Source organism: Streptomyces sp. NPDC030862 (assembly GCF_055571835.1).
Genome location: NZ_JBVIEN010000005.1, coordinates 68,962 through 89,648, shown reverse-complemented (window position 1 = coordinate 89,648; position 20,687 = coordinate 68,962). Strand labels below are relative to the sequence as shown.

The following is a 20,687-nucleotide window of genomic DNA, read 5'->3' as shown; positions in this document are numbered from 1 at the left end:
CATGCGTCTCAACCACGTACCGGCACGAGTGGTACTGGCGGCATCCGGGTGGCTGGCGCTGGGAGCCACAGCGCTGCCCGCGGGCTCCCCGCTGCGCTGGATCCCGGTCCTCGCCTTCGTCACCCTGGGACCGGGGCTCGCGCTGCTGTTTCCCCAACCGCGGGGCCTGCGGCCCGGGGACCGGCTGGAGGCGCTGGCGCTGGCGGCGCCGGTCAGTCTGTCGCTGGCCACGCTCACCGCGACCTCGCTCCTCCTCGCCGAGTCGTTCTCGTCGACCGCTTTCCTGGTGCCGCTGGCCTCCTTCACGACGGTGGTCACCGCGCTCCCGGGTGTTCGGCTCCCGGCAGCGCGGGCGCGTGCCGTCGAAGGTGTCCAACCCGACGGGGGAGGGGACCGATGAGCCGGCGGCGGGCCGACGGGATGACGAGCAGGGAAACGTCGTATCTGGTCCTGGTGATCGCCGTGGTGGGAGCACTGCTGCTCGGCCTCGGCGTCTGGTCCGTCACGCGGCAGGACGACGGACCGCCGACGGGCAACGGCCTTCCCCGCGACGCCGCCTCCGGCGACGCATCGGAAGGGCCCTGTGCGCCGACGGCTTCGCTGGTGCCCCCCTGCGGAGCCTGGTGGGGCGCCTACGTGCCGTACGCGGCGAACGGGTCCCTCACGGACGCGGTGCTCGACTTCGAGCAGAAGATCGGCAGGAAGCTCGATCTCGTCTACAACTACCACGACATGTCCGGCACCGAGCTCGACGGACAGCTCCTCACCCCCGACGAGCAGGAGCTCGGCCGCGAGCGGCTGCTGATGCTGGCGTGGGAGTCCACCGTCTGGACCGAGCCCCACCACGCCAACTGGACGGAGCGGCAGCTCGGCTGGAAGAACATCGCCTCCGGCGCGTACGACGAGGAGGTCATCGACCCGCAGGCGCGCCGCATCAAGGCGTACGGCAAGCGCGTCTTCCTCTCCTTCGACCAGGAGACCGACTTCCGCCTCAAGGAGGGCGCCGGCACCCCGGCCGAGTTCGTCGCCGCCTGGCGCCACCTCCACGACCGGTTCGAGCGGCTCGGCGTGGACAACGTGGTGTGGGTGTGGACGGTCTCCGGCTACCTGGGGAACGCGCGGCAGATGAAGGAGCTGTACCCGGGGGACGCGTACGTCGACTGGATCGGCATGGACCAGTACAACTACTACCTCTGCCACAAGACGACGACCTGGCTGGACTTCGAGCGCAGCCAGCGCCCCTCCTACGACTGGCTGCGCGCCCACATCTCGGCCGAGAAGCCCCTCATGCTGGCCGAGTTCGCCACCGCACCCGACCCGGCCCGGCCGCAGCGCCAGCGCGACTGGTACGCCGAGATCCCGAAGGTCGCGCCGACGCTGCCGAAGGTCAAGGCGCTGGTCCACTGGAACCGCCCGGTGCCGGGCGACGGGTGCGACCTCACCGTCAACGCCGGGCCCGGCCTGGAGGGGTACCGCCTGGCCGGCCAGGACCCCTACTTCAAGCAGCCCGTCCCGCCCCGGTGACCCCCTTCGGCCGCAGCGCCGCCCGCAGCCCCGGCGCCGCCACCAGCGCCATCACCGCCATCGACAGCAGCACCGCGAGCCCCGCCCCCGCGATCCCCGCCGACGCCGTCAGCACGGCCGCGCTCCCCAGCACCAGGACGCACATGGCGCCCTGCACGGCGGCCAGCATGCCGGTACGGCCCTGCACCCGCAGCACCCCGATGTACAGCTCCACGGCGACGCGCGGCAGCGCCGCCGCGGCCAGCAGCCGCAGCACGAGCGTGCCGTGCTCGGCGTACGCCGCCCCGAAGGGCGTGAGGATCCACGGCGCGAAGACGACGAGCACCGCCACCACCGGCACCAGCAGCAGCGCCATGCGGCGCAGCGCGCCGCGTACGCCCTCGGCGAGCGACTCGGGGCTGTGCGAGGCGTGCGCGGTGAGGGAGGAGGCCATGTTGATGGCCAGGAACTCCATGGTCCCGCCGACCGTGTACGCGGTGTAGAACCAGCCGTTGTGCGCGGCGTCGAAGCGGACGGCGACCATCACCGGCAGCAGGTTGATCATCGCCAGGCTGAACAGCGCGCCCACCGAGTCCCCGGCGAGGAACCGCCCCATCTCGCGTGGAGTCGGCGGCTCCCGGTCCCGGTCGGCGGCGGCCTGGCGCGGGATGAGCCGCCGGAACACCAGCCAGCCGAGCGGCAGCACCGACAGGGCGATGGCGACGGCCCACGAGACGAAGATGCCCAGTACGGGCAGCGCGCCCGCGAAGGCCACCAGCAGGAGCAGCTTGCCGAGCGAGAAGACGGCGTTGCCGACGGGCACCCACACGGCCGTGCGCAGGCCCGTCAGGACGCCGTCCTGGAGGGTGAGCAGCGCCCACGCCACGCACGCGACGACGAAGAACGCCCCGGCGGCCGGGCCGCGCAGCGGCGCGTACGACGGCCCCCACAGGTCCAGCGTCAGCAGGAACGCCACGCTCGCCGCCGCCACCACCAGCGAGCTGACGGCGTACGCGCGCCACACCAGCGGCCCCGTGGCCCGCCCCGCGCGCGGCACGTACCGCACCACCGCGCCGATCATCGTCGTGGCGGTGACCGAGGCGAGCAGCCGCATCGCGGCGATGGCGGCGGAGCCCTGCCCGACGGCCTCCTCGGTGTAGTGGCGGGCGGCGACCAGCCAGAAGCCGAGTCCGAGTGCGGCCGAGACACCGGTGGACAGCATCAGCGCGTAGGCGTTGCGGAACATCGAGTCGCCGCCGGGCGCCACCGCGGTGCCGTGCCGGACGGTCGTGTCAGCCACCGTGCGGGCCCGCCGGACGGGCGCCCGACGCGCGCAGCACCTCCAGGACCTGGTCCGCCCGGAGCGGATCGGCGGGCAGCGCGTGGCGCGCGAACCACCGGGCGCCCTCGGGCCGCGGTGAGGGGTCGGTGAAGAGGGGCCCCGCGTAGTCGTCCAGCGGCGGGTCGTACAGGTACCCGGTGGGCACCCGCGCCCGCGCGAGGGCGGCGATGGCCGCGTCCCGGTCCTCGACCAGCAACGGCACCCGGAAGAGTGGCCGGACGGGCGCCCGGGGGTCTCCCCAGGGTGACGCCAGCAGCTTCTCCGTACCGGCACGGTGGGCCGCCAGCGTCGCGTCCAGGCGCCCGAGGAGCCGCTCCGTACGGCGCAGGCGTACGAGCCCGGGGGCGAGCCGGTAGTCGTGCAGGTCCACCCGGACCCACGCGTCGAACGGTACGAGCCCGGGGGCGGCGGACAGGGCGTCCTTCAGCTCCGCCGGCCGCAGCGGCATCCGGATCCCCGCGCGCTCCTCCCGGCCGAGCGCCCGCAGCGCGGCCCGCGCGGCCTTCACGAGCCGCAGCCCGCGCACCGCCGCCTCGGCGTACGGACGTAGGGCGTAGGCGAGTTCGGCGGCCGGCCGCGACGGGAGCAGCAACGCGTCGCGCGCCCGCGCCAGTTCGCCGTACAGCGCGGGGTCGCGTACGGCGAGGAAGCCCCCGGTCTTCGCGCCGGTGTGCTTGGAGAGGCTGAAGACGGACGCCTCGCCGTACGTGCCGACGGGCCGCCCGCCGATCTCGCCGCCGATCGCGTGCGCCGCGTCCTCCAGCAGCGGGATGCCCAAGGTGCGGCACCGTTCGGCCAGTTCCGGGGCCGGGTCGGGGTTCCCGTACAGGTTGGTGGTCAGGACGGCGGACAGGCCGCGCCACACCGCCTCCGGGACGGCCGCCGGGTCGAGCGACCCGTCACGCGGGTTCAGCGGCGCCTGTACGGGGCGGAGGCCCGCGGCGAGGACCACGAAGAGGATGACGTCGTCGTTGACCGGGGACATGAGCACCCGGCCGCCGGGCGGGCACCAGTGGCGCAGCGCCACGTACAGGCCGAGCCGGCACGACGGCACGTACAGGCACTCCCTGCCGAGCCGCGCCCGCATGCGCTCTTCCAGACCCGCGTAGGCCGCGTAAGCCGCATACCGCATGTGACCCCCCTGCCCCCGGGCCAATGTGGCCCCGGGGGGACGACTCCGTCAAGACGGCCGAAGGGCCCGTCCCTTGACGGAAACGGGCCCTTCGGACAAGGGGTGGGGAGGGGGTCACTCCTCCACGGTCAGCCCCTTGCGGAGCTTGCCCAGGGTGCGGGAGAGCAGCCGCGAGACGTGCATCTGCGAGATGTTGAGCTCCTCGCCGATCTCCGACTGCGTCATGCCGGCGACGAACCGCAGGGAGAGGATCTTGCGGTCGCGGGCGGGCAGCGAGGCGATCAGCGGCTTGAGGGACTCGATGTACTCGATGCCCTCCAGGCCGTTGTCCTCGTAGCCGATGCGGTCCGCGAGCGCGCCCTCCGTGTCGTCCTCCTCGGGCTGGGCGTCGAGCGAGCTCGCGGTGTACGCGTTGCTCGCCGCCATGCCCTCGACGACCTCCTCCTTGGTGATGCCGAGTTTCTCGGCGAGCTCACCGACGGTCGGCGCGCGGTCCAGCTCCTGGGCGAGCTCGTCACCGGCCTTGGCCAGGTCGAGGCGGAGCTCCTGGAGCCGGCGCGGGACGCGCACGGACCACGAGGTGTCGCGGAAGAAGCGCTTGATCTCTCCGACGATGGTCGGCATCGCGAAGGTGGGGAACTCGACCCCGCGGGCGAGTTCGAACCGGTCGATGGCCTTGATCAGGCCGATGGTGCCGACCTGGATGATGTCCTCCATCGGTTCGCTGCGGGAGCGGAACCGGGAGGCGGCGAACTTGACCAGGGCGAGGTTGAGCTCGACGAGGGTGTTGCGGACGTACGCGTACTCGTGCGTGCCCTCCTCGAGCGTCTCGAGGCGGGCGAAGAGCGTCTTCGACAGGGCGCGCGCGTCGAGCGGTGCGACCTCGTCGTACGGCGGGATCTCGGGCAGGCCGCTCAGGCCGTTCAGACCGCTGAGGCCGTTCAGACCGCTCGGGCCGGTCTCGGCGAGAAGGCCGGGGGTGGTCTCGCCGATGTGGTCGTCGGGGGTGGGAAGGGGTTCGAGCGGAGTTATCGACGCCGCGTCGGGGGTACGCGTCTCGTCGAGCCGGGGTGACATGGTCTCCTCCATCGTTCTCGGCATAAGGCCGCCGATGCCGAATTGCGTCGCTGCGGTGTGCGGCGCCTCCAAAGCCGGCTGGGTGGGTGGATGGGTGTCCCTACTAGCCCTACCCGCTCTTCCTAGGTCGTTGCAAGTGTCAATTGTCCCATATGTCTGACTAACAGGGGAGTCCGACTACCGGCCGATCGGCAGAGGGCGTAGGGTTCTACCGACTCAACGGCATCGGCGAAGAGGGGCGGCATGGACCGCGGGACGGTCGGCAGCGCGAATCAGGGCCGGCTCAGCGTCGGGGTCCGGACGGTGGGCCGCAGTGAGATCGTCACACCGGTGGGTGAGTTGGATCACCACACCGCGGATCTCCTGCGCGAACCGCTGGATGCCGCGCTGGAGCAAGGACGTTCACGGTTGGTGGTCGACTGCTCGCAGCTTGCTTTCTGCGACTCCACCGGCCTCAACGTCCTGCTGGGGGCCCGGCTCAAGGCCGAGGCGGCAGGGGGTGGGGTCCATCTGGCCGGAATGCAGCCCGTGGTGGCCCGCGTCTTCGAGATCACCGGCGCGGAAGCGGTCTTCACCCTGCACGACACCCTGGACGAGGCGCTCGCCGACTGATCCGGCGCACCCTTCCCGCGCCGCGGCGCCGTCCGCTGCGCCACCGGGCCCTGCGATGACGGCCGACGGCCGTTACCGGGTTGCTCACGCGCATCGGCTGACGAACCGGGTGTCGTACCCGCAACTCCGGGCAGAAGAACCTGCGCGAGGGTGTGAAGGGTGGGACTTCGCGACTCTCCGTATCGAAACTTATTGGCAATGGCGAACTGGTGAATCGGTGAGGTGAAGCGCTGATGGGCAGCACCCAGCAGCATCCGCCGAGCGGCCTCGGCGGCGAGCCGGGCGGCGCGGGCGCCGGCGCGGGTGCCGAACCTGTCGCGGGCCCCGTCAAGGGTGTCGACGCCACGGCGTACCGTGCCGTGGCGGGCGGCGGGACCGCGGTCCGCGCCTCCTCCTCCGGGCCGGGTACGCCGCCGGGCAAGCCGCCCGGCTCCGGGGACAGGGCGCGCGCCGCGTCGGGCACGCCGTCGGGCGAGCAGTCCGGTACGCCGTCGGGCACGCGACCCGGCGCGCCGTCCGGCGCCTCATCGCAGGCCGCCTCCTCGCAGGCCGACGCGCCGGCCGCCTCCGAGGGCGGGCGGTTCCGGAGGCTCTCCCTGGGGAGCGCCAGCGGGATCGTTCCGCTCGCGCGCGACTTCACCCGGCAGGCGCTCTACGACTGGGGCTGGCTGCCCGCCGCCTCCGCCGACCGCCGCGCCGCCGCCGAGGACGTCCTGCTCGTCGTCTCCGAGCTCGTCACCAACGCCTGCCTGCACGCCGAGGGCCCCGAGGAGCTGCGCGTCTCGCTGGACGCCAAGGTGCTCCGCCTGGAGGTCGAGGACCGCGGCGCCGGCCAGCCCGAGCCCCGCACCCCGCACCGCGCCGGGCGGCCCGGCGGGCACGGCATGTTCATCGTGCAGCGCCTCTGCCTCGACTGGGGCGTCGTACGGACGGACGACGCCCCCGGCAAGACGGTCTGGGCGGAGCTCGCGGCCCCGGCGTAAGCCCGCGCGCGCCTCCCCGTACACGGCGAAGGGCCGCCGTACCGGACGGATCCGGTACGGCGGCCCTTTTGCGTGCCCCTGGAGGGGTACGGGTCAGTGCACGCCGCCCATGAGGGGCTGCACCTTCCGGCGGTACATGAAGATCGCGACACCGGCGAGCACCGCGAGCGCGCCCTGGCTGGCGAACCACCACGTGGTGTCGGTCGGCGCGCCCATGAGCTGGAGCAGCGCGATGACCGAGTCACCGGCGGTGACGGCCAGGAACCAGACGCCCATCATCTGCGAGGCGTACTTCTGCGGCGCCAGCTTCGTCGTCAGCGACAGGCCGACCGGCGAGAGGGTGAGCTCGCCGACGGTCTGGATCAGGTAGACCGAGCACAGCCACAGCGGGGTGACCATCACGCCACCCGCGGAGGCGGCCTGCGCCAGCATCATCACGAAGAACGAGGCGCCGATCAGCACCAGGCCCTGCGTGAACTTCACCAGCGTGCTGGGCTCCTTGGAGCGGCGGGCGAGCGCCACCCACAGCCAGGCGAAGACCGGGGCCAGCGCCATCACGTACAGCGGGTTCAGCGACTGGAACCAGCTCGCCGGGAACTCGAAGCCGAAGAGGGAGCCCGCGGTGTTGTGCTCCGCGAACAGGCTCAGGGTCGAGCCGGTCTGGTCGTAGATGCCCCAGAAGACGGCGGCGGCGACGAAGAACCAGACGTACGCCGACATCCGGGACCGCTCGACCTGGTCCAGGTCGGTGTCGCGCTTGATGCGGAACAGGTACCAGGCGGGCAGCACCAGGCCGAGGATGGTCAGCGGCCACAGCACCCAGTCGATGGTCAGCTTGCCGGCCAGACCGGCGGCGCCGTACGCGACGGCCGCGACGGCCAGCCAGATCAGCGCCTTCTTGACGATGCCGGTGCGCTCGGCGTCCGACAGCGGCGCGGGGACCTGGTTCGACTCCGGGGCCAGGTTGCGGAAGCCCAGGAAGTAGAACGCGAGGCCGAGGGCCATGCCGACGCCGGCCATGGCGAAGCCGTAGTGCCAGTTGATCTTCTGGCCCACGTAGCCGATGGTCAGCGGGGCGACGAAGGCACCGAGGTTGATGCCCATGTAGAAGATCGTGAAGCCGCCGTCCCGGCGCGGGTCGTTCTTGTCCCGGTACAGGTGGCCGACCATCGTCGAGATGTTGGCCTTGAGCAGACCGGAGCCGGCGGCGATGAGCGCCAGGCCGATGAAGAAGGAGACCTCCGTCGGCAGGGCCAGCAGGAAGTGGCCGGTCATGATGACCGTGCCGGAGATCGCCACGGTCTTCCGGGCGCCCCACACCCGGTCGCCGAACCAGCCGCCCGGCAGCGCGAGGAGGTACACCATCGCGTTGTAGACGGAGTAGATGGCGACGGCGGTCGCCGTGTCGAAGCCGAGACCGCCCTTGGCCACGGAGGCCGACAGGTAGAGCACGAGCAGGGCCCGCATGCCGTAGAAGCTGTAGCGCTCCCACATCTCGGTCATGAAGAGGTTGGCCAGACCGCGGGGGTGGCCGAGGAACGTCTTCTCAAGGCCGGCGGCGGTGCTGCCGGCCGGGTCCCTCGTCAGGCTGGACGCCATGGTCGATCCTTGCTTGCTCGGGACGCGCCATCCGCTTCGTGAGCGTGACGCGCCCGGTGGGGGGCGCGGCCGGCACCGGCGCGCGTTCCGTCCCGTCCCCCGACGCCTGGACAGGGGTTCGCCCCCGTGCGGAGCACGGAGGCGAGGGTTCGGACGCACCGGGATCCACGCCCCGACAGGCGCGTCGTCGCGCATCGGGGCCCGGCCCACAGGTCGTTCACTGCCTCAAGGCTGGCAGGGCCGGCCCCGGGCAGAAAAGAGACCCTTGGCGCTCTTGGCGGGCCAAAGGTCCCGGAGTACTGCATCAGGCGTCTCGCCACCATACGACACGACAGTGGCGGATAAGGAAGGACTTGAGATATGGATCACAGGGGTGCATGGAACCGACTGCCCATAATCGAAGGTGATAAGCAGGATGGCGTCCCATAGTCCCAGGCGATGATGATCAAGCGTCGTTCCCACCCCGGCGCGTACCCCGCGCGGACTACCATCACCCCATGACCCGTGTACTGCTCGCCGAGGACGACGCATCCATCTCGGAACCGCTGGCCCGCGCCCTGCGGCGGGAGGGTTACGAGGTCGAGGTGCGCGAGGACGGAACCACCGCGCTCGAGACGGGACTCCAGGGCGGGATCGACCTCGTCGTGCTGGACCTCGGCCTGCCCGGGATGGACGGGCTCGAGGTGGCGAGACGCCTGCGCGCCGAGGGGCACACGGTGCCGATCCTGGTGCTGACCGCCCGCGCGGACGAGGTCGACACCGTTGTCGGGCTGGACGCGGGCGCGGACGACTACGTCACCAAGCCGTTCCGGCTCGCCGAGCTGCTCGCCCGGGTCCGGGCCCTGCTGCGGCGCGGCTCCGCCGAGCCGGCCCCGGCACCCGCCACCCACGGCGTACGCATCGACGTCGAGTCGCACCGCGCCTGGATGGGCGACGAGGAGCTCCAGCTCACGGCGAAGGAGTTCGACCTGCTGCGGGTCCTGGTCCGGGACGCCGGCCGGGTCGTCACCCGCGACCAGCTGATGCGCGAGGTGTGGGACACCACCTGGTGGTCGTCGACCAAGACCCTCGACATGCACATCTCCTGGCTGCGCAAGAAGCTCGGCGACGACGCCGCGAACCCGCGCTACATCGCCACCGTGCGCGGTGTCGGCTTCCGCTTCGAAAAGAGCTAGGACCGGTAGGTACAGAGCTGAGACCGGGTAGGTACGCACGGTGCGCCGCCGACTGATCAACTCCACGCTCGCGGTGGTGCTCGTCGTCATCGCCGTCTTCGGGGTCTCCCTCGTCATCGTCGAGACCCGCACCATCAGCAGCAGCGCCCAGGAGAGCGTGGACTCCGAGGCGGTGAGCCTCATCTCCATCGTCGAGAGCCGGCTGATCGGCGGGGAGCCCGTCAACCCCGACATCCTCGCCGAGCAGAGCGGCGCCAAGCGGTACGCCGTGATCCGCATCCCCGGCCGGGCGCCCATCGAGATCGGCAAGCGCCCCGAGGGCGGCGTCATCCGCGGCACCGCCGAGGGCGAGCGCGGCGAGACCGTCACCGTCGAGGAACCGCGTTCCACCGTCACCGCCGAGGTCGGCCGCACCCTGCTGATCATCGGCGCCGTGGCGCTGCTCGCCGTGATCGCCGCCGTCCTCCTCGCCGTACGCCAGGCCAACAAGCTCGCCTCGCCGCTCACCGACCTCGCCGAGACCGCCGAGCGGCTCGGCTCCGGCGACCCGCGGCCGCGCCACAAGCGGTACGGGGTGCCCGAGCTGGACCGGGTCGCGGACGTCCTGGACGCCTCGGCCGAGCGGATCGCCCGGATGCTCACCGCCGAGCGCCGACTGGCCGCCGACGCCTCCCACCAGCTGCGCACGCCGCTGACCGCGCTCTCCATGCGGCTGGAGGAGATCTCCGTCACCGACGACCCGGAGACGGTCAAGGAGGAGGCGCACATCGCGCTCACCCAGGTCGAGCGGCTCACCGACGTCGTCCAGCGGCTCCTGACGAACTCGCGCGACCCGCGCACCGGCTCGGCGATCGCCTTCGACCTCGACGAGGTCGTCAAGCAGCAGATCGAGGAGTGGCGCCCCGCCTACCGCAGCGCCGGGCGGGCCATCGTCCGCTCCGGCAAGGTCGGCATGCGCGCGGTGGGAACCCCGGGCGCGGTCGCCCAGGTGCTGGCCGCGCTGATCGAGAACTCCCTGATGCACGGCGGCGGCACGGTCGCGCTGCGCACCCGCGTCACGGGCAACCAGGCGGTGGTGGAGGTCACCGACGAGGGCCCGGGCGTCCCGCCCGACCTCGGCGCGCGGATCTTCGAGCGGACCATCAGCGGCCGCAACTCCACCGGCATCGGCCTCGCCGTCGCCCGCGACCTGGCGGAGGCGGACGGCGGACGGCTGGAACTGCTCCAGCAGCAGCCGCCGGTCTTCGCGCTCTTCCTGAGCCGCGAGGTGCCCCGCCGCAAGGAGCACCCGCCGACGGTGCGCTGACCTCCGTGCGGCTACCGCCGGGGACCGACGGGCTCGGCGGCGGGCTCGTCGTGGTGCCGCCGCTGCTCCAGGAACGATTCGGCAGCGGGCGCCACGGCGGCCTCGGGGCCCGGCAGCGTACGGAACACCCACGTGCGGTACGACCAGAAGCGGAACAGCGTCGCGACACCGATGCCGAAGAACTTGAAGAAGTTGCTCTGCAGCGGGGTGTCCCAGCCGAAGCCGTACGTCGCGGCGAACAGCACGCCGTTCTCGATGACCATCCCCACCACGCTGAACGCCAGGAAGAGCGACAGCTCACGCGTACGGCCGCTCTTGTCACGGTCCCGGTACGTGAAGTAGCGGAAGCCCACGTAGTTGAAGGCGATGGCGATGACGGTCGCGATGAGGCTGGCCCGTACCACCGGGATCTCGGTGGTGTGCCGCACCAGGTTGAAGACCGCCATGTTGACCAGCAGCCCGAGACCGCCGACCACCCCGAATTTGGCGATCTCGCGGACGAGCCGGTCCAGCCGCACCCGCAGTGCGCCCCGTTCACTCATGGTGATCTCACAGCCCCGTCCGGTCGAGTGGGTCAACCAAGCCATGCTAACCAGGGCCCGCCGGCACCGCTCGGGGAGCGGAGGAGCCCCCTGCCCGGGTCCCTTCCCCGGGGAGGGGACCCATCGGCGGAGCCCGATACCCTAAGAGGGTGACGTTCCCGGTAGTAGGCATGGTGGGCGGCGGACAGCTGGCCCGGATGACCCACGAGGCGGGTATCCCCCTCGGCATCAGATTCAAGCTCCTCAGTGACACACCCCAGGACTCCGCGGCCCAGGTCGTGAGCGACGTCGTCATCGGCGACTACCGCGACCTGGACACGCTGCGTGAGTTCGCACGCGGCTGCGATGTGATCACCTTCGACCACGAGCACGTACCGACCGAGCACCTACGGGCCCTGGAGGCTGACGGCATCCCCGTCCGCCCGGGGCCCGACGCGTTGGTGCACGCCCAGGACAAGGGCGTGATGCGCGCGAGGCTCGACGCCATCGGTGCTCCCTGCCCGCGCCACCGCATCGTGGCGGACCCGGCCGACGTGTCGGCGTTCGCGGCGGAGGGCGGCGGCGAGGGCGACGGTTACCCCGTGATCCTCAAGACCGTGCGCGGCGGGTACGACGGCAAGGGCGTGTGGTTCGTACGCTCCGAGGCCGACGCCCACGAGCCCTTCCGGGCCGGGGTGCCGGTCCTGGCGGAGGAGAAGGTCGACTTCGTCCGCGAGCTCGCGGCGAACATCGTCCGCTCCCCGCACGGCCAGGCCGTGGCGTATCCGGTCGTCGAGTCGCGGCAGGTCGACGGCGTCTGCGACACCGTGATCGCCCCGGCGCCCGACCTCTCGGCCGAGCTGGCCGGGCAGGCGCAGGAGCTGGCGCTGCGCATCGCCAAGGAGCTCGACGTCGTCGGCCACCTCGCCGTCGAGCTCTTCGAGACCCGCGACGGCCGCATCCTCGTCAACGAGCTGGCGATGCGGCCGCACAACTCCGGCCACTGGACCCAGGACGGCGCGGTCACCTCGCAGTTCGCCAACCACGTGCGGGCCGTGCTCGACCTGCCGCTGGGCGACCCGCGCCCGCGCGCCCCGTGGACCGTCATGTGCAACGTGCTGGGGGGCGACTTCCCGGACATGTACCAGGCGTACCTGCACTGCATGGCCCGCGACCCGCAGCTGAAGATCCATATGTACGGCAAGGACGTGAAGCCCGGCCGCAAGGTGGGGCACGTCAACACCTTCGGTGACGACCTGGACGAGGTGCTGGAGCGCGCCCGTCACGCCGCCGACTACCTGCGAGGAACGATCGTTGAGTAACGCACTCGGGCCCAATGGGCAGAACGGCCCCCTCGTCGGCATCGTCATGGGCTCCGACTCGGACTGGCCCGTCATGGAGGCCGCAGCCGGGGCCCTCGACGAGTTCGAGATCCCGTACGAGGTCGACGTCGTCTCCGCGCACCGCATGCCGCGCGAGATGATCGCGTACGGCGAGCGCGCGGCGGACCGCGGCCTGAAGGCGGTCATCGCGGGCGCGGGCGGCGCGGCCCACCTGCCGGGCATGCTCGCCTCCGTCACCCCGCTGCCGGTGATCGGCGTCCCCGTCCCGCTGAAGTACCTCGACGGCATGGACTCCCTGCTGTCGATCGTGCAGATGCCGGCGGGCGTGCCGGTGGCGACGGTCTCGGTGGGCGGCGCGCGCAACGCCGGCCTGCTCGCCGCGCGGATCCTCGCGACCTCCGACCCGGACCTGCTGGCCCGCATGAGCGACTTCCAGCAGGAGCTGAACGACCAGGCCACGGAGAAGGGCCGGCGGCTGCGTTCCAAGGTGGGCAAGTGACGGCCTCCGCGGCCGGGGCCGCCTCCTCCGAGGCGCTCCTCGCCGAGGCGCGCGAGCTGCTGGGGGACTTCCCGGTGGTGGACGGCCACAACGACCTGCCGTGGGCGCTGCGCTCGAAGGCGCGGTACGACCTGGACCGCCTCGACATCGCGGCGGACCAGACGGGCCGGCTCCACACCGACCTCCGCCGGCTGCGGGCCGGCGGGGTCGGGGCGCAGTTCTGGTCGGTGTACGTGCGCTGCGAGCTGACGGGTGACGAGGCGGTCAGCGCCACGCTGGAGCAGATCGACTGCGTCGACCAGCTCCTCGCCCGCCACCCGGCGGAGCTGGCGCCCGCGCTGACGGCCGACGACATGGAGGCGGCGCGGGCCGCCGGCCGGATCGCCTCCCTCAAGGGGGCCGAGGGCGGCCACTCCATCAACAACTCGCTCGCCACCCTGCGGGCGCTGTACGCCCTCGGCGTCCGCTACATGACGCTGACGCACAACGACAACGTCCCGTGGGCCGACTCGGCGACCGACGAGCCGGGCGTCGGCGGCCTGTCCGCCTTCGGCCGCGAGGTCGTCCGCGAGATGAACCGCCTCGGCATGCTGGTGGACCTCTCGCACGTGGCCGCCACGACGATGCGCGACGCCCTGGCGGCCTCCGAGGCGCCGGTGATCTTCTCCCACTCGTCGTCCCGCGCGGTCTGCGACCACCCGCGCAACATCCCGGACGACGTGCTGGCGCAGCTGCCGGCGAACGGCGGCGTGGCCATGGTCACGTTCGTGCCGAAGTTCGTCCTCCCGGCCGCGGTGGAGTGGACGCGGCGCGCCGAGGAGAACATGCGGGAGCACGGCTTCCACCCGCTGGCCACCACGCCGGACGCCATGCGCGTCCACGAGGCCTTCGAGGAGGCGCACCCGCGCCCGGTGGCCACCGCGGCGGACGTCGCGGACCACCTGGACCACATGCGCGAGGTGGCGGGCATAGCCCACCTCGGCATCGGCGGCGACTTCGACGGCACGGCCTTCACGCCCTCGGACCTGTCGGACGTGTCGGGGTACCCGAACCTCATCGCGGAGCTCCTGTCCCGCAAGTGGTCCCGCACGGACATCGCGATGCTGACCTGGTCCAACCCGGTCCGCGCCCTCCGCGACGCCGAAGCGGTCGCCCGGGGCCTGTCCTCGCGCCCGCCGTCGAACGCAACGCTGGAGTCCCTGGACGGCTGAGGCCCCGCCCCCGGCCGCCCGCCGCACGGCGCGGCCGGGGGCGTCAGCCCCCGTGCAGCACCCGGTTTCGGGGAGGGGAGGGGCGGGGGAATCCACCCGGACGCAGTACACCGCCGGGCCCCCCGCTTCCGGGCGTGCCACCGTGGCCCTATGGCTCGCAACGCCGTTCACGGAGCCGGAGCCCCCGTCATGGCAGACCTGCAGGACCTTCCCTACGTCGCACCCGCCACGGCCGGTGAACTCGACGACCCGACGGGCGGCGCCACCGCCGCCGAAGCCCCCACGCCCGCTGAGACCGATCTCGCGCGGGCCCGGATTCTGCTCGCCGCGCAGCTCGTCGTGGACGGGCACAACACCCTCGCCCAGGAGCTCGACCGCACGCACCACCACGCCCTCCAGCACGGTGAGGCCGCGCTCGACACCGACATACCCCGGATCCGGGCCGGTGGCGTCGGCGCCCAGTTCTGGTCGCTGCACGTCCCCCGCTCGTACGGGGCGGACCGTCTGATCGGCGGCACCCTGGACCTGATCGACGCCGTACGGACCCTCATCGAGTCCTGCCCGGAAGCCCTTCGTCTCGCGCTCACCGCCGCCGAGATGGCCGCCGCCCGCGACTGCGGCCGTATCGCCTCGCTCCTCGGCCCCGTCTGCGGCGCCGCCCTCGGCGATTCGCTCGGGACGCTGCGCGCGTACCACGCCCTCGGCGTACGCAGTGCCGGCGTCGCGGGTGCCCGCTGGGCCGCGGGGCCCGAGGGGCTGACGCCCTTCGGGCAGGACGTCATCCGGGAGATGAACCACCTCGGGGTGCTGGTCGACCTCTCCGGCGCCTCCACCGACACCATGAGCCACGTCCTCGACGTCACCAAGGCGCCGGTGATCCTCTCGCACTCGGCCGCGTACGCCCTCACCCCGCACCCGTCGAACGTCACCGACGACGTCCTGCGCCGCCTGCGCGCCAACGGCGGCGTGTGCATGGTGAGCTTCGCGCCCGACCAGGTGGCCCGGCTCCGCGAGGCCCCGGCCACGCTGCAGGACGTCGCCGACCACCTGGAGCATGTCCGCGAGGTCGCCGGGCCGGAGTGCCTGGGGCTCGCGGGCTCGTACGGCATGGCGACGCACGCCCCGCACACCATCGGCCTGGAAGACGCCTCCTGCTACCCGAACCTCATCGCCGAGCTGCTGCACCGCGACTGGCCGGAGACCGACATCGCCGCGCTGACCTGGGGCAACGCGGCGCGTGTCGTACGGGAGGCCGAGGCCGTGGCGCGCGGGGTGTGATCAGGCGCGGCAGAGGCAGAACGGGTGGCCGACCGGGTCGGCGTACACCCGCCAGCTGCGCTCGCGGTCGTCCGTGTCCAGCGCCTTCGCGCCGAGGGCGAGCACCTTCTCCTCGGCCGCGTCGAGGTCGTCGACGTCGAGGTCGAGGTGGAACTGCTGGGAGTTCCGGTCGGCGCGGGGCCACTCGGGCGGCTGGAGTCCGGGCGACCGCTGGAAGGCGAGCCGCTTCCCGTCGGGCAGCCGCAGCTCCACCCAGTTCTCGCCGTCGTCCGGGTCGCTCTTCACCTCGCCGCCGAGCATCGCGGCGTAGAACTCGGCGAGCCGCTCCGGCTCCGGGCAGTCGATCGCGGTCAGGGCAAGGGTGGCGAAGCCCATGGACGTCCTCCTCGAGGCTCGGCCGGCGGTCAGCCGGCACACAGGCAGAACGGGTGCCCAGCAGGGTCCGCGTAAACCCGCCAGGTGCGGTCGCGGTCGTCCGCGTCGAGCACCGTCGCGCCGAGGGCGAGCACCTTCTCCTCGGCCGCGTCGAGGTCGTCGACGTCGAGGTCCAGGTGGAACTGCTGGGAGCCGTCGGGCGAGGGCCAGCGCGGCGGTACGAAGCCGGGCGCGGCCTGGAAGCCGAGCGGCGTGCCGGAGTGGCCGGTGACCTCGACCCAGTCGTCGTGGCTCTGCCGCGTACCGCCGAGGAGCTCGGCGTAGAAGGCGGCGAGGGCGTCGGGGTCGGGACAGTCGAGGACGACGGTGCTGAGCTTGGCGATGGCCATGAAGAGTTCTCCTGCCGTCGGGGCGTTACCGGTAACTGATGGCAACCGGTAACCGTGACCGTATGGTCCCGCAGAACGGGTAACGTCGCAACCATGAACGACAGAGCGCCCGCGCCGGGGCCCCTCGCCCTGGTGGAGGCCCTGGTGAACAGCCTCGACGTCGAGTCGGGCACCGACTCCCTCGACACGGAGGACGGCCGCGCCCGGTTCGGCCTCGCGCCCCACGAGGTCGAGACGGCCCGCGAGCTGCGCGAGGCCCTCCGCGCCGCCTGCCTCGCCCACGCCGGACACCCGCCGCACCGCCCGACGACACCGCTCGACGACCTGCTCTCCGCCGCGCCCCTGCTGGTCACGGTCGACCCCGCCGACGGCACGGCGGCCCTGCGCCCGGCGCCGCCGGACACCCTCACCGCGCGCGTGGCGGCGGCCATCGCGGCGGCCGCCGCCGACGGCACCTGGCTCCGCCTCAAGGCCTGCGAGGCCGCCGACTGCCTCTGGGCCTACTACGACCGCAGCCCGGCAGGCCGCAGCCGCTGGTGCTCCATGTCGGTCTGCGGCGCCCGAGCGAAGATGCGCGCGTACCGGGCACGCAGGGGCTAGAGGCTAGGGGCTAGGGCCAGGGGTCGTGGCCGACGGTGGCGCTCCCTCGAAGTGGCCTCCGTGCGGCAGAAATGCCCGTACCGGCTCAGGAGAAAATCTGTCGTGGCGACAGTAGACATTGGCCTGTCGCGAGGCTAACGTGTTCGTCGTACCCAAGAAGTCGAAGGGGGCACGGCAGAGACGAACTGCCGTGCAAGCAGGTCAAGAAGTAGGCAGTACCGCAGTACAACCGTGTAACCGAAGGTAAGGAGCAGAACGCCATCAGGATCGCCCGGGCGAGGAAGTGGCCGCCCGGGTACCGCAGGCCCCGGATTGGAAGGTGGTCCCCGGTCACGCATCCGCGATCCCCGCAGCCCCGCCCTCCCAGGCGGAACCTGCGGACAAGAAGGCCGGCGCGGTTTGCCGGTAGATGGTGTTGAAAGCTCGGGGCCCGGGTGCCAGTACGGCACCCGGGCCCCCCGACGCGTCCCCCGAAAGAAGAGGTCTATGCCCGCTGGCAGTTCCCGCCCCGTCGCCAACCTCGACGACGATGACTACCCCGCCTACACCATGGGCCGGGCCGCCGAGATGCTCGGCACCACGCCCGCCTTCCTCCGCGCCCTCGGCGAACACCGCCTGATCACGCCCCTGCGCTCGCAAGGCGGTCACCGGCGCTACTCCCGCTACCAGCTGCGCATCGCCGCCCGCGCCCGCGAGCTCGTCGACGAGGGCACCCCCATCGAGGCCGCCTGCCGCATCGTCATCCTGGAAGACCAGCTCGAAGAAGCCCAGCGCATCAACGAGCAGCTGCGCGCCGGAGGCGGCGAGTCGCAGCCGAGGGCCTCGGCCTGATCAGGCCACCGGTGCCGGCCGACGCGCGCGGGCGCCAGAGGCCCTACACCTGCGGGCGCCCTCCGCGCGAGGCCGCTGAGGCCCCTCCGCGCGAGGGTGCCGAAGGCCCTACGCGCGCGGGCGCCCCATCGCCCGGTACGTCCAGCCCGCCTCGCGCCACCGGACCGGGTCCAGGGCGTTGCGGCCGTCCAGGATGAGGCGGGTGTTGACGACCTCGCCCAGCTCGCGCGGGTCGAGGTCGCGGAACTCGCGCCACTCCGTGAGGTGCAGCACCACGTCCGCGCCGTGCACGGCCTCCAGCGCGCTGTCCGCGTACGCGAGCGTCGGGAAGACGCGCCGCGCGTTGTCCATGCCCTTGGGGTCGTACACCGTGACCTGGCCGCCCTGGAGGTGGATCTGCCCGGCCACGTTCAGCGCGGGCGAGTCCCGGACGTCGTCCGAGTCCGGCTTGAACGCCGCGCCCAGCACCGCGACCCGCTTGCCCAGGAAGGTGCCGTCGCCCAGCGCCTCGCGCGCCATGCCGACCATCTGGCCGCGCCGCCGCATGTTGATGGAGTCGATCTCGCGCAGGAAGGTCAGGGCCTGGTTGGCGCCCAGCTCGCCCGCGCGGGCCATGAAGGCGCGGATGTCCTTCGGCAGGCAGCCGCCGCCGAAGCCGATGCCGGCCCGCAGGAACTTCGCGCCGATGCGGTCGTCATAGCCGATGGCCTCCGCCAGCTTGGCGACGTCGCCGCCGGCGGCCTCGCAGACCTCCGCCATGGCGTTGATGAAGGAGATCTTGGTGGCCAGGAAGGAGTTCGCGGCGGTCTTCACCAGCTCGGCCGTCGGGAAGTCGGTCACCACGAACGGCGACCCTTCCTCCATCGGGGTGGCGTACACCTCGCGCAGCACCTTCTCCGCCGCCGCGCTCTCCACGCCGACCACGATCCGGTCCGGGTACAGCGTGTCCTGCACGGCGAAGCCCTCGCGCAGGAACTCGGGGTTCCATGCCAGCTCCGCGTCCGCGCCCACCGGCGCCCGCTCGGCGAGCAGCCGGGCCAGCCGCTCCGCGCTGCCGACCGGCACGGTCGACTTGCCGACGACGAGCGTCGGGCGCTTCAGGTGCGGGGCGAGGGAGCCGAAGGCGGCGTCGACGTACCGCATGTCACACGCGTACTCGCCGTGCTTCTGCGGAGTGTTCACGCAGACGAAGTGGACGTCGCCGAAGTCGGCGACCTCTTCCCAGGAGGTGGTGAAGCGCAGCCGCCCGGTGGAGCCCTCGATCCCGGCGACGTGCTTGCGCAGCAGGTCCTCAAGCCCCGGCTCGTACATGGGGACGCGGCCGGCGGCCAGCATCTCGATCTTCTCGGGTACGACGTCGAGGCCCAGCACCTCGAACCCCAGCTCCGCCATGGCCGCCGCATGGGTGGCGCCGAGGTATCCGGTGCCGATCACAGTGATCTTGAGGGCCATGCGGTTCTCCATTGACGAGCGGGAGGCGGTGCGCGCCCGAGCATAGTCGCGCCCCGCCCTGGGCACGTTTCCGCCGGACGTCTCCTGTCAGCAAGGTCACCTATGCCATTCGGTTCCGGCACACTAAAATTTGAGTTACTTAACGGTAGTTAGCACACGCCCAGGGGAGTGAGTGATCGTGGCGGGAACGCCTGATTTCGACCTGTACCGCCCGTCCGAGGAGCACGACATGCTCCGGGACACCGTCCGCTCGCTCGCCGAGGCCAAGATCACCCCGTTCGCCGCCGCGGTGGACGAGGAGGCCCGCTTCCCGCAGGAGGCGCACGACGCCCTCGTCGCCGCCGACCTGCACGCGGTCCACGTCCCCGAGTCGTACGGCGGCGCGGGCGCCGACGCGCTCGCGACCGTGATCGTCATCGAGGAGGTGGCGCGCGCCTGCGCCTCGTCCTCCCTGATCCCGGCCGTGAACAAGCTGGGCTCCCTCCCGGTGATCCTCTCCGGCTCGGAGGAGCTGAAGAAGAAGTACCTGGGCCCGCTGGCCAAGGGCGACGCGATGTTCTCGTACTGCCTCTCCGAGCCGGACGCGGGCTCGGACGCGGCCGGCATGAAGACCCGCGCGGTACGCGACGGCGACTTCTGGGTCCTCAACGGCGTGAAGCGCTGGATCACCAACGCGGGCGTCTCCGAGTACTACACGGTCATGGCCGTCACCGACCCCGAGAAGCGCTCCAAGGGCATCAGCGCCTTCGTCGTGGAGAAGTCCGACGAGGGCGTCTCCTTCGGCGCCCCGGAGAAGAAGCTCGGCATCAAGGGCTCCCCGACGCGCGAGGTCTACCTCGACAACGTCCGCATCCCCGCCGACCGCATGATCGGCGCGGAGGGCACCGGCTTCGCCACCGCGATGAAGACCCTGGACCACACCCGCATCACCATCGCGGCCCAGGCGCTCGGCATCGCCCAGGGCGCGCTGGACTACGCCAAGGGGTACGTCCAGGAGCGCAAGCAGTTCGGCAAGCCGATCGCCGACTTCCAGGGCGTGCAGTTCATGCTCGCCGACATGGCCATGAAGATCTCCGCCGCCCGCGCCCTCACGTACCAGGCCGCGGCCGCCTCGGAGCGCGGCGACGCCGACCTCACCTACCTCGGCGCCGCGGCCAAGTGCTTCGCCTCCGACATCGCCATGGAGGTCACCACGGACGCGGTCCAGCTGCTCGGCGGCTACGGCTACACCCGTGACTACCCGGTCGAGCGGATGATGCGCGACGCCAAGATCACCCAGATCTACGAGGGCACCAACCAGGTCCAGCGCATCGTGATGGCGCGCAACCTGCCGTAAGCTCCTCCGGCTCGGGCCCCCCCCCCCACCCCCCCCCCCCTCCTGGGGCGAACCACCCCCCCAGGGAGGTACCAAGGGGCGGACACCCCCTCCCCCCCCTCCCCCCCCCTCCTAACGAACCCC

20 protein-coding genes and 1 pseudogene are annotated in these 20,687 nt (G+C 72.1%); 13 read left to right on the top strand and 8 right to left on the bottom strand.

Annotation, left to right across the window (positions count from 1 at the left end; translation table 11 throughout):
* Position 1: 1 nt before the first annotated feature.
* Together ACZ42X_RS14895 and ACZ42X_RS14890 are read left to right on the top strand one after the other, a co-directional pair.
* A complete protein-coding gene (locus tag ACZ42X_RS14895; RefSeq protein ID WP_468289012.1) occupies positions 2 to 400 on the top strand; it encodes a hypothetical protein in 399 nt (132 codons plus the stop codon).
* Positions 397 to 1,524: a glycoside hydrolase family 26 protein gene (locus ACZ42X_RS14890; RefSeq protein ID WP_468289009.1), complete on the top strand. Its 1,128-nt coding sequence runs from the start codon at positions 397 to 399 to the stop codon at positions 1,522 to 1,524. The genes ACZ42X_RS14895 and ACZ42X_RS14890 overlap by 4 nt, the downstream gene beginning before the upstream one ends.
* On the opposite strand, the pseudogene ACZ42X_RS14885 reads toward ACZ42X_RS14890, so the two are convergent.
* The 3 genes and pseudogenes from ACZ42X_RS14885 to ACZ42X_RS14875 all read right to left on the bottom strand — a co-directional run.
* Positions 1,508 to 2,749 (bottom strand): annotated as a pseudogene (locus ACZ42X_RS14885) (lipopolysaccharide biosynthesis protein); the annotation flags it as partial. The gene ACZ42X_RS14890 and the pseudogene ACZ42X_RS14885 sit on opposite strands and share 17 nt — an antisense overlap.
* Before the next feature lie 46 nt (positions 2,750 to 2,795).
* Complete coding sequence (locus tag ACZ42X_RS14880; RefSeq protein ID WP_468290118.1) at positions 2,796 to 3,932, bottom strand: DegT/DnrJ/EryC1/StrS family aminotransferase; 1,137 nt, start codon at positions 3,930 to 3,932, stop codon at positions 2,796 to 2,798.
* Positions 3,933 to 4,091: 159 nt separating this feature from the next.
* Positions 4,092 to 5,054, bottom strand: coding sequence for an RNA polymerase sigma factor SigF (locus ACZ42X_RS14875; protein WP_468289006.1), 963 nt, complete (start codon positions 5,052 to 5,054; stop codon positions 4,092 to 4,094).
* A 243-nt stretch (positions 5,055 to 5,297) separates the two neighbouring features.
* Here ACZ42X_RS14875 and ACZ42X_RS14870 point away from each other — a divergent pair, with 243 nt between their 5' ends.
* On the top strand, positions 5,298 to 5,666 hold the full coding sequence (locus tag ACZ42X_RS14870; protein WP_361428763.1) for an STAS domain-containing protein: 369 nt from the start codon (positions 5,298 to 5,300) through the stop codon (positions 5,664 to 5,666).
* Positions 5,667 to 6,025: 359 nt separating this feature from the next.
* A complete protein-coding gene (locus tag ACZ42X_RS14865; protein ID WP_468290115.1) occupies positions 6,026 to 6,649 on the top strand; it encodes an ATP-binding protein in 624 nt (207 codons plus the stop codon).
* 93 nt (positions 6,650 to 6,742) lie between these two features.
* Here the strand turns inward: ACZ42X_RS14865 and ACZ42X_RS14860 are convergent, their stop codons facing one another.
* Positions 6,743 to 8,248, bottom strand: coding sequence for a peptide MFS transporter (locus ACZ42X_RS14860; RefSeq protein ID WP_468289003.1), 1,506 nt, complete (start codon positions 8,246 to 8,248; stop codon positions 6,743 to 6,745).
* Between the two features lie 497 nt (positions 8,249 to 8,745).
* Between ACZ42X_RS14860 and ACZ42X_RS14855 the strand changes: the two genes are divergently transcribed.
* Positions 8,746 to 9,423: a response regulator transcription factor gene (locus ACZ42X_RS14855; protein ID WP_361428759.1), complete on the top strand. Its 678-nt coding sequence runs from the start codon at positions 8,746 to 8,748 to the stop codon at positions 9,421 to 9,423.
* Between the two features lie 40 nt (positions 9,424 to 9,463).
* Entirely contained in the window at positions 9,464 to 10,729 is a 1,266-nt protein-coding gene (locus ACZ42X_RS14850) for an ATP-binding protein (RefSeq protein ID WP_468289000.1), read from the top strand.
* 11 nt (positions 10,730 to 10,740) lie between these two features.
* Here the strand turns inward: ACZ42X_RS14850 and ACZ42X_RS14845 are convergent, their stop codons facing one another.
* On the bottom strand, positions 10,741 to 11,271 hold the full coding sequence (locus ACZ42X_RS14845) for a GtrA family protein (protein ID WP_468288997.1): 531 nt from the start codon (positions 11,269 to 11,271) through the stop codon (positions 10,741 to 10,743).
* Between the two features lie 149 nt (positions 11,272 to 11,420).
* On the opposite strand from ACZ42X_RS14845, the gene ACZ42X_RS14840 reads away from it, so the two are divergent.
* The 4 genes from ACZ42X_RS14840 to ACZ42X_RS14825 all read left to right on the top strand — a co-directional run bounded on the left by ACZ42X_RS14840 (position 11,421) and on the right by ACZ42X_RS14825 (position 15,581).
* Complete coding sequence (locus tag ACZ42X_RS14840; protein WP_468288994.1) at positions 11,421 to 12,572, top strand: 5-(carboxyamino)imidazole ribonucleotide synthase; 1,152 nt, start codon at positions 11,421 to 11,423, stop codon at positions 12,570 to 12,572.
* Between the two features lie 46 nt (positions 12,573 to 12,618).
* Positions 12,619 to 13,092 (top strand): 5-(carboxyamino)imidazole ribonucleotide mutase, encoded by a 474-nt coding sequence (gene purE / locus ACZ42X_RS14835; protein WP_361428785.1) that lies wholly within the window; start codon positions 12,619 to 12,621, stop codon positions 13,090 to 13,092.
* On the top strand, positions 13,089 to 14,303 hold the full coding sequence (locus ACZ42X_RS14830) for a dipeptidase (RefSeq protein WP_468288991.1): 1,215 nt from the start codon (positions 13,089 to 13,091) through the stop codon (positions 14,301 to 14,303). Before purE ends, ACZ42X_RS14830 begins: the two co-directional genes overlap by 4 nt.
* Positions 14,304 to 14,492: 189 nt before the next feature.
* Positions 14,493 to 15,581 carry a dipeptidase gene (locus tag ACZ42X_RS14825; protein ID WP_468288988.1) on the top strand — a complete coding sequence of 363 codons (1,089 nt, stop codon included), beginning with the start codon at positions 14,493 to 14,495 and terminating at the stop codon, positions 15,579 to 15,581.
* Here ACZ42X_RS14825 and ACZ42X_RS14820 read toward each other — a convergent pair whose 3' ends face one another.
* A complete protein-coding gene (locus ACZ42X_RS14820; protein WP_468288986.1) occupies positions 15,582 to 15,956 on the bottom strand; it encodes a VOC family protein in 375 nt (124 codons plus the stop codon).
* Between the two features lie 29 nt (positions 15,957 to 15,985).
* The gene (locus ACZ42X_RS14815; protein WP_361428745.1) at positions 15,986 to 16,345 is read right to left on the bottom strand and encodes a VOC family protein; all 360 of its coding nucleotides are present in this window, start codon (positions 16,343 to 16,345) and stop codon (positions 15,986 to 15,988) included.
* A 93-nt stretch (positions 16,346 to 16,438) separates the two neighbouring features.
* Between ACZ42X_RS14815 and ACZ42X_RS14810 the strand changes: the two genes are divergently transcribed.
* Both ACZ42X_RS14810 and ACZ42X_RS14805 read left to right on the top strand, forming a co-directional pair.
* The gene (locus ACZ42X_RS14810) at positions 16,439 to 16,945 is read left to right on the top strand and encodes a CGNR zinc finger domain-containing protein (protein WP_468288982.1); all 507 of its coding nucleotides are present in this window, start codon (positions 16,439 to 16,441) and stop codon (positions 16,943 to 16,945) included.
* Between the two features lie 486 nt (positions 16,946 to 17,431).
* Positions 17,432 to 17,776 carry a MerR family transcriptional regulator gene (locus tag ACZ42X_RS14805; RefSeq protein WP_468288980.1) on the top strand — a complete coding sequence of 115 codons (345 nt, stop codon included), beginning with the start codon at positions 17,432 to 17,434 and terminating at the stop codon, positions 17,774 to 17,776.
* Between the two features lie 108 nt (positions 17,777 to 17,884).
* Here the strand turns inward: ACZ42X_RS14805 and ACZ42X_RS14800 are convergent, their stop codons facing one another.
* On the bottom strand, positions 17,885 to 19,228 hold the full coding sequence (locus ACZ42X_RS14800; RefSeq protein WP_468288977.1) for a UDP-glucose dehydrogenase family protein: 1,344 nt from the start codon (positions 19,226 to 19,228) through the stop codon (positions 17,885 to 17,887).
* A 178-nt stretch (positions 19,229 to 19,406) separates the two neighbouring features.
* Between ACZ42X_RS14800 and ACZ42X_RS14795 the strand changes: the two genes are divergently transcribed.
* Positions 19,407 to 20,564, top strand: coding sequence for an acyl-CoA dehydrogenase family protein (locus tag ACZ42X_RS14795; RefSeq protein ID WP_361428739.1), 1,158 nt, complete (start codon positions 19,407 to 19,409; stop codon positions 20,562 to 20,564).
* Positions 20,565 to 20,687 lie beyond the last annotated feature (123 nt).

Bases quoted from the DNA above. Each gene is read 5' to 3' on its own strand.
- ACZ42X_RS14875 (WP_468289006.1), bottom strand. From the start codon at position 5,054: ATGTCACCCCGGCTCGACGAGACGCGTACCCCCGACGCGGCGTCGATA.
- ACZ42X_RS14825 (WP_468288988.1), top strand. From the start codon at position 14,493: ATGGCAGACCTGCAGGACCTTCCCTACGTCGCACCCGCCACGGCCGGT.
- ACZ42X_RS14890 (WP_468289009.1), top strand. From the start codon at position 397: ATGAGCCGGCGGCGGGCCGACGGGATGACGAGCAGGGAAACGTCGTAT.
- ACZ42X_RS14845 (WP_468288997.1), bottom strand. From the start codon at position 11,271: ATGAGTGAACGGGGCGCACTGCGGGTGCGGCTGGACCGGCTCGTCCGC.
- ACZ42X_RS14880 (WP_468290118.1), bottom strand. From the start codon at position 3,932: ATGCGGGCGCGGCTCGGCAGGGAGTGCCTGTACGTGCCGTCGTGCCGG.
- ACZ42X_RS14895 (WP_468289012.1), top strand. From the start codon at position 2: ATGCGTCTCAACCACGTACCGGCACGAGTGGTACTGGCGGCATCCGGG.
- ACZ42X_RS14860 (WP_468289003.1), bottom strand. From the start codon at position 8,248: ATGGCGTCCAGCCTGACGAGGGACCCGGCCGGCAGCACCGCCGCCGGC.
- ACZ42X_RS14815 (WP_361428745.1), bottom strand. From the start codon at position 16,345: ATGGCCATCGCCAAGCTCAGCACCGTCGTCCTCGACTGTCCCGACCCC.
- ACZ42X_RS14810 (WP_468288982.1), top strand. From the start codon at position 16,439: ATGAACGACAGAGCGCCCGCGCCGGGGCCCCTCGCCCTGGTGGAGGCC.
- ACZ42X_RS14820 (WP_468288986.1), bottom strand. From the start codon at position 15,956: ATGGGCTTCGCCACCCTTGCCCTGACCGCGATCGACTGCCCGGAGCCG.
- purE (WP_361428785.1), top strand. From the start codon at position 12,619: ATGGGCTCCGACTCGGACTGGCCCGTCATGGAGGCCGCAGCCGGGGCC.
- ACZ42X_RS14855 (WP_361428759.1), top strand. From the start codon at position 8,746: ATGACCCGTGTACTGCTCGCCGAGGACGACGCATCCATCTCGGAACCG.
- ACZ42X_RS14800 (WP_468288977.1), bottom strand. From the start codon at position 19,228: ATGGCCCTCAAGATCACTGTGATCGGCACCGGATACCTCGGCGCCACC.
- ACZ42X_RS14870 (WP_361428763.1), top strand. From the start codon at position 5,298: ATGGACCGCGGGACGGTCGGCAGCGCGAATCAGGGCCGGCTCAGCGTC.
- ACZ42X_RS14805 (WP_468288980.1), top strand. From the start codon at position 17,432: ATGCCCGCTGGCAGTTCCCGCCCCGTCGCCAACCTCGACGACGATGAC.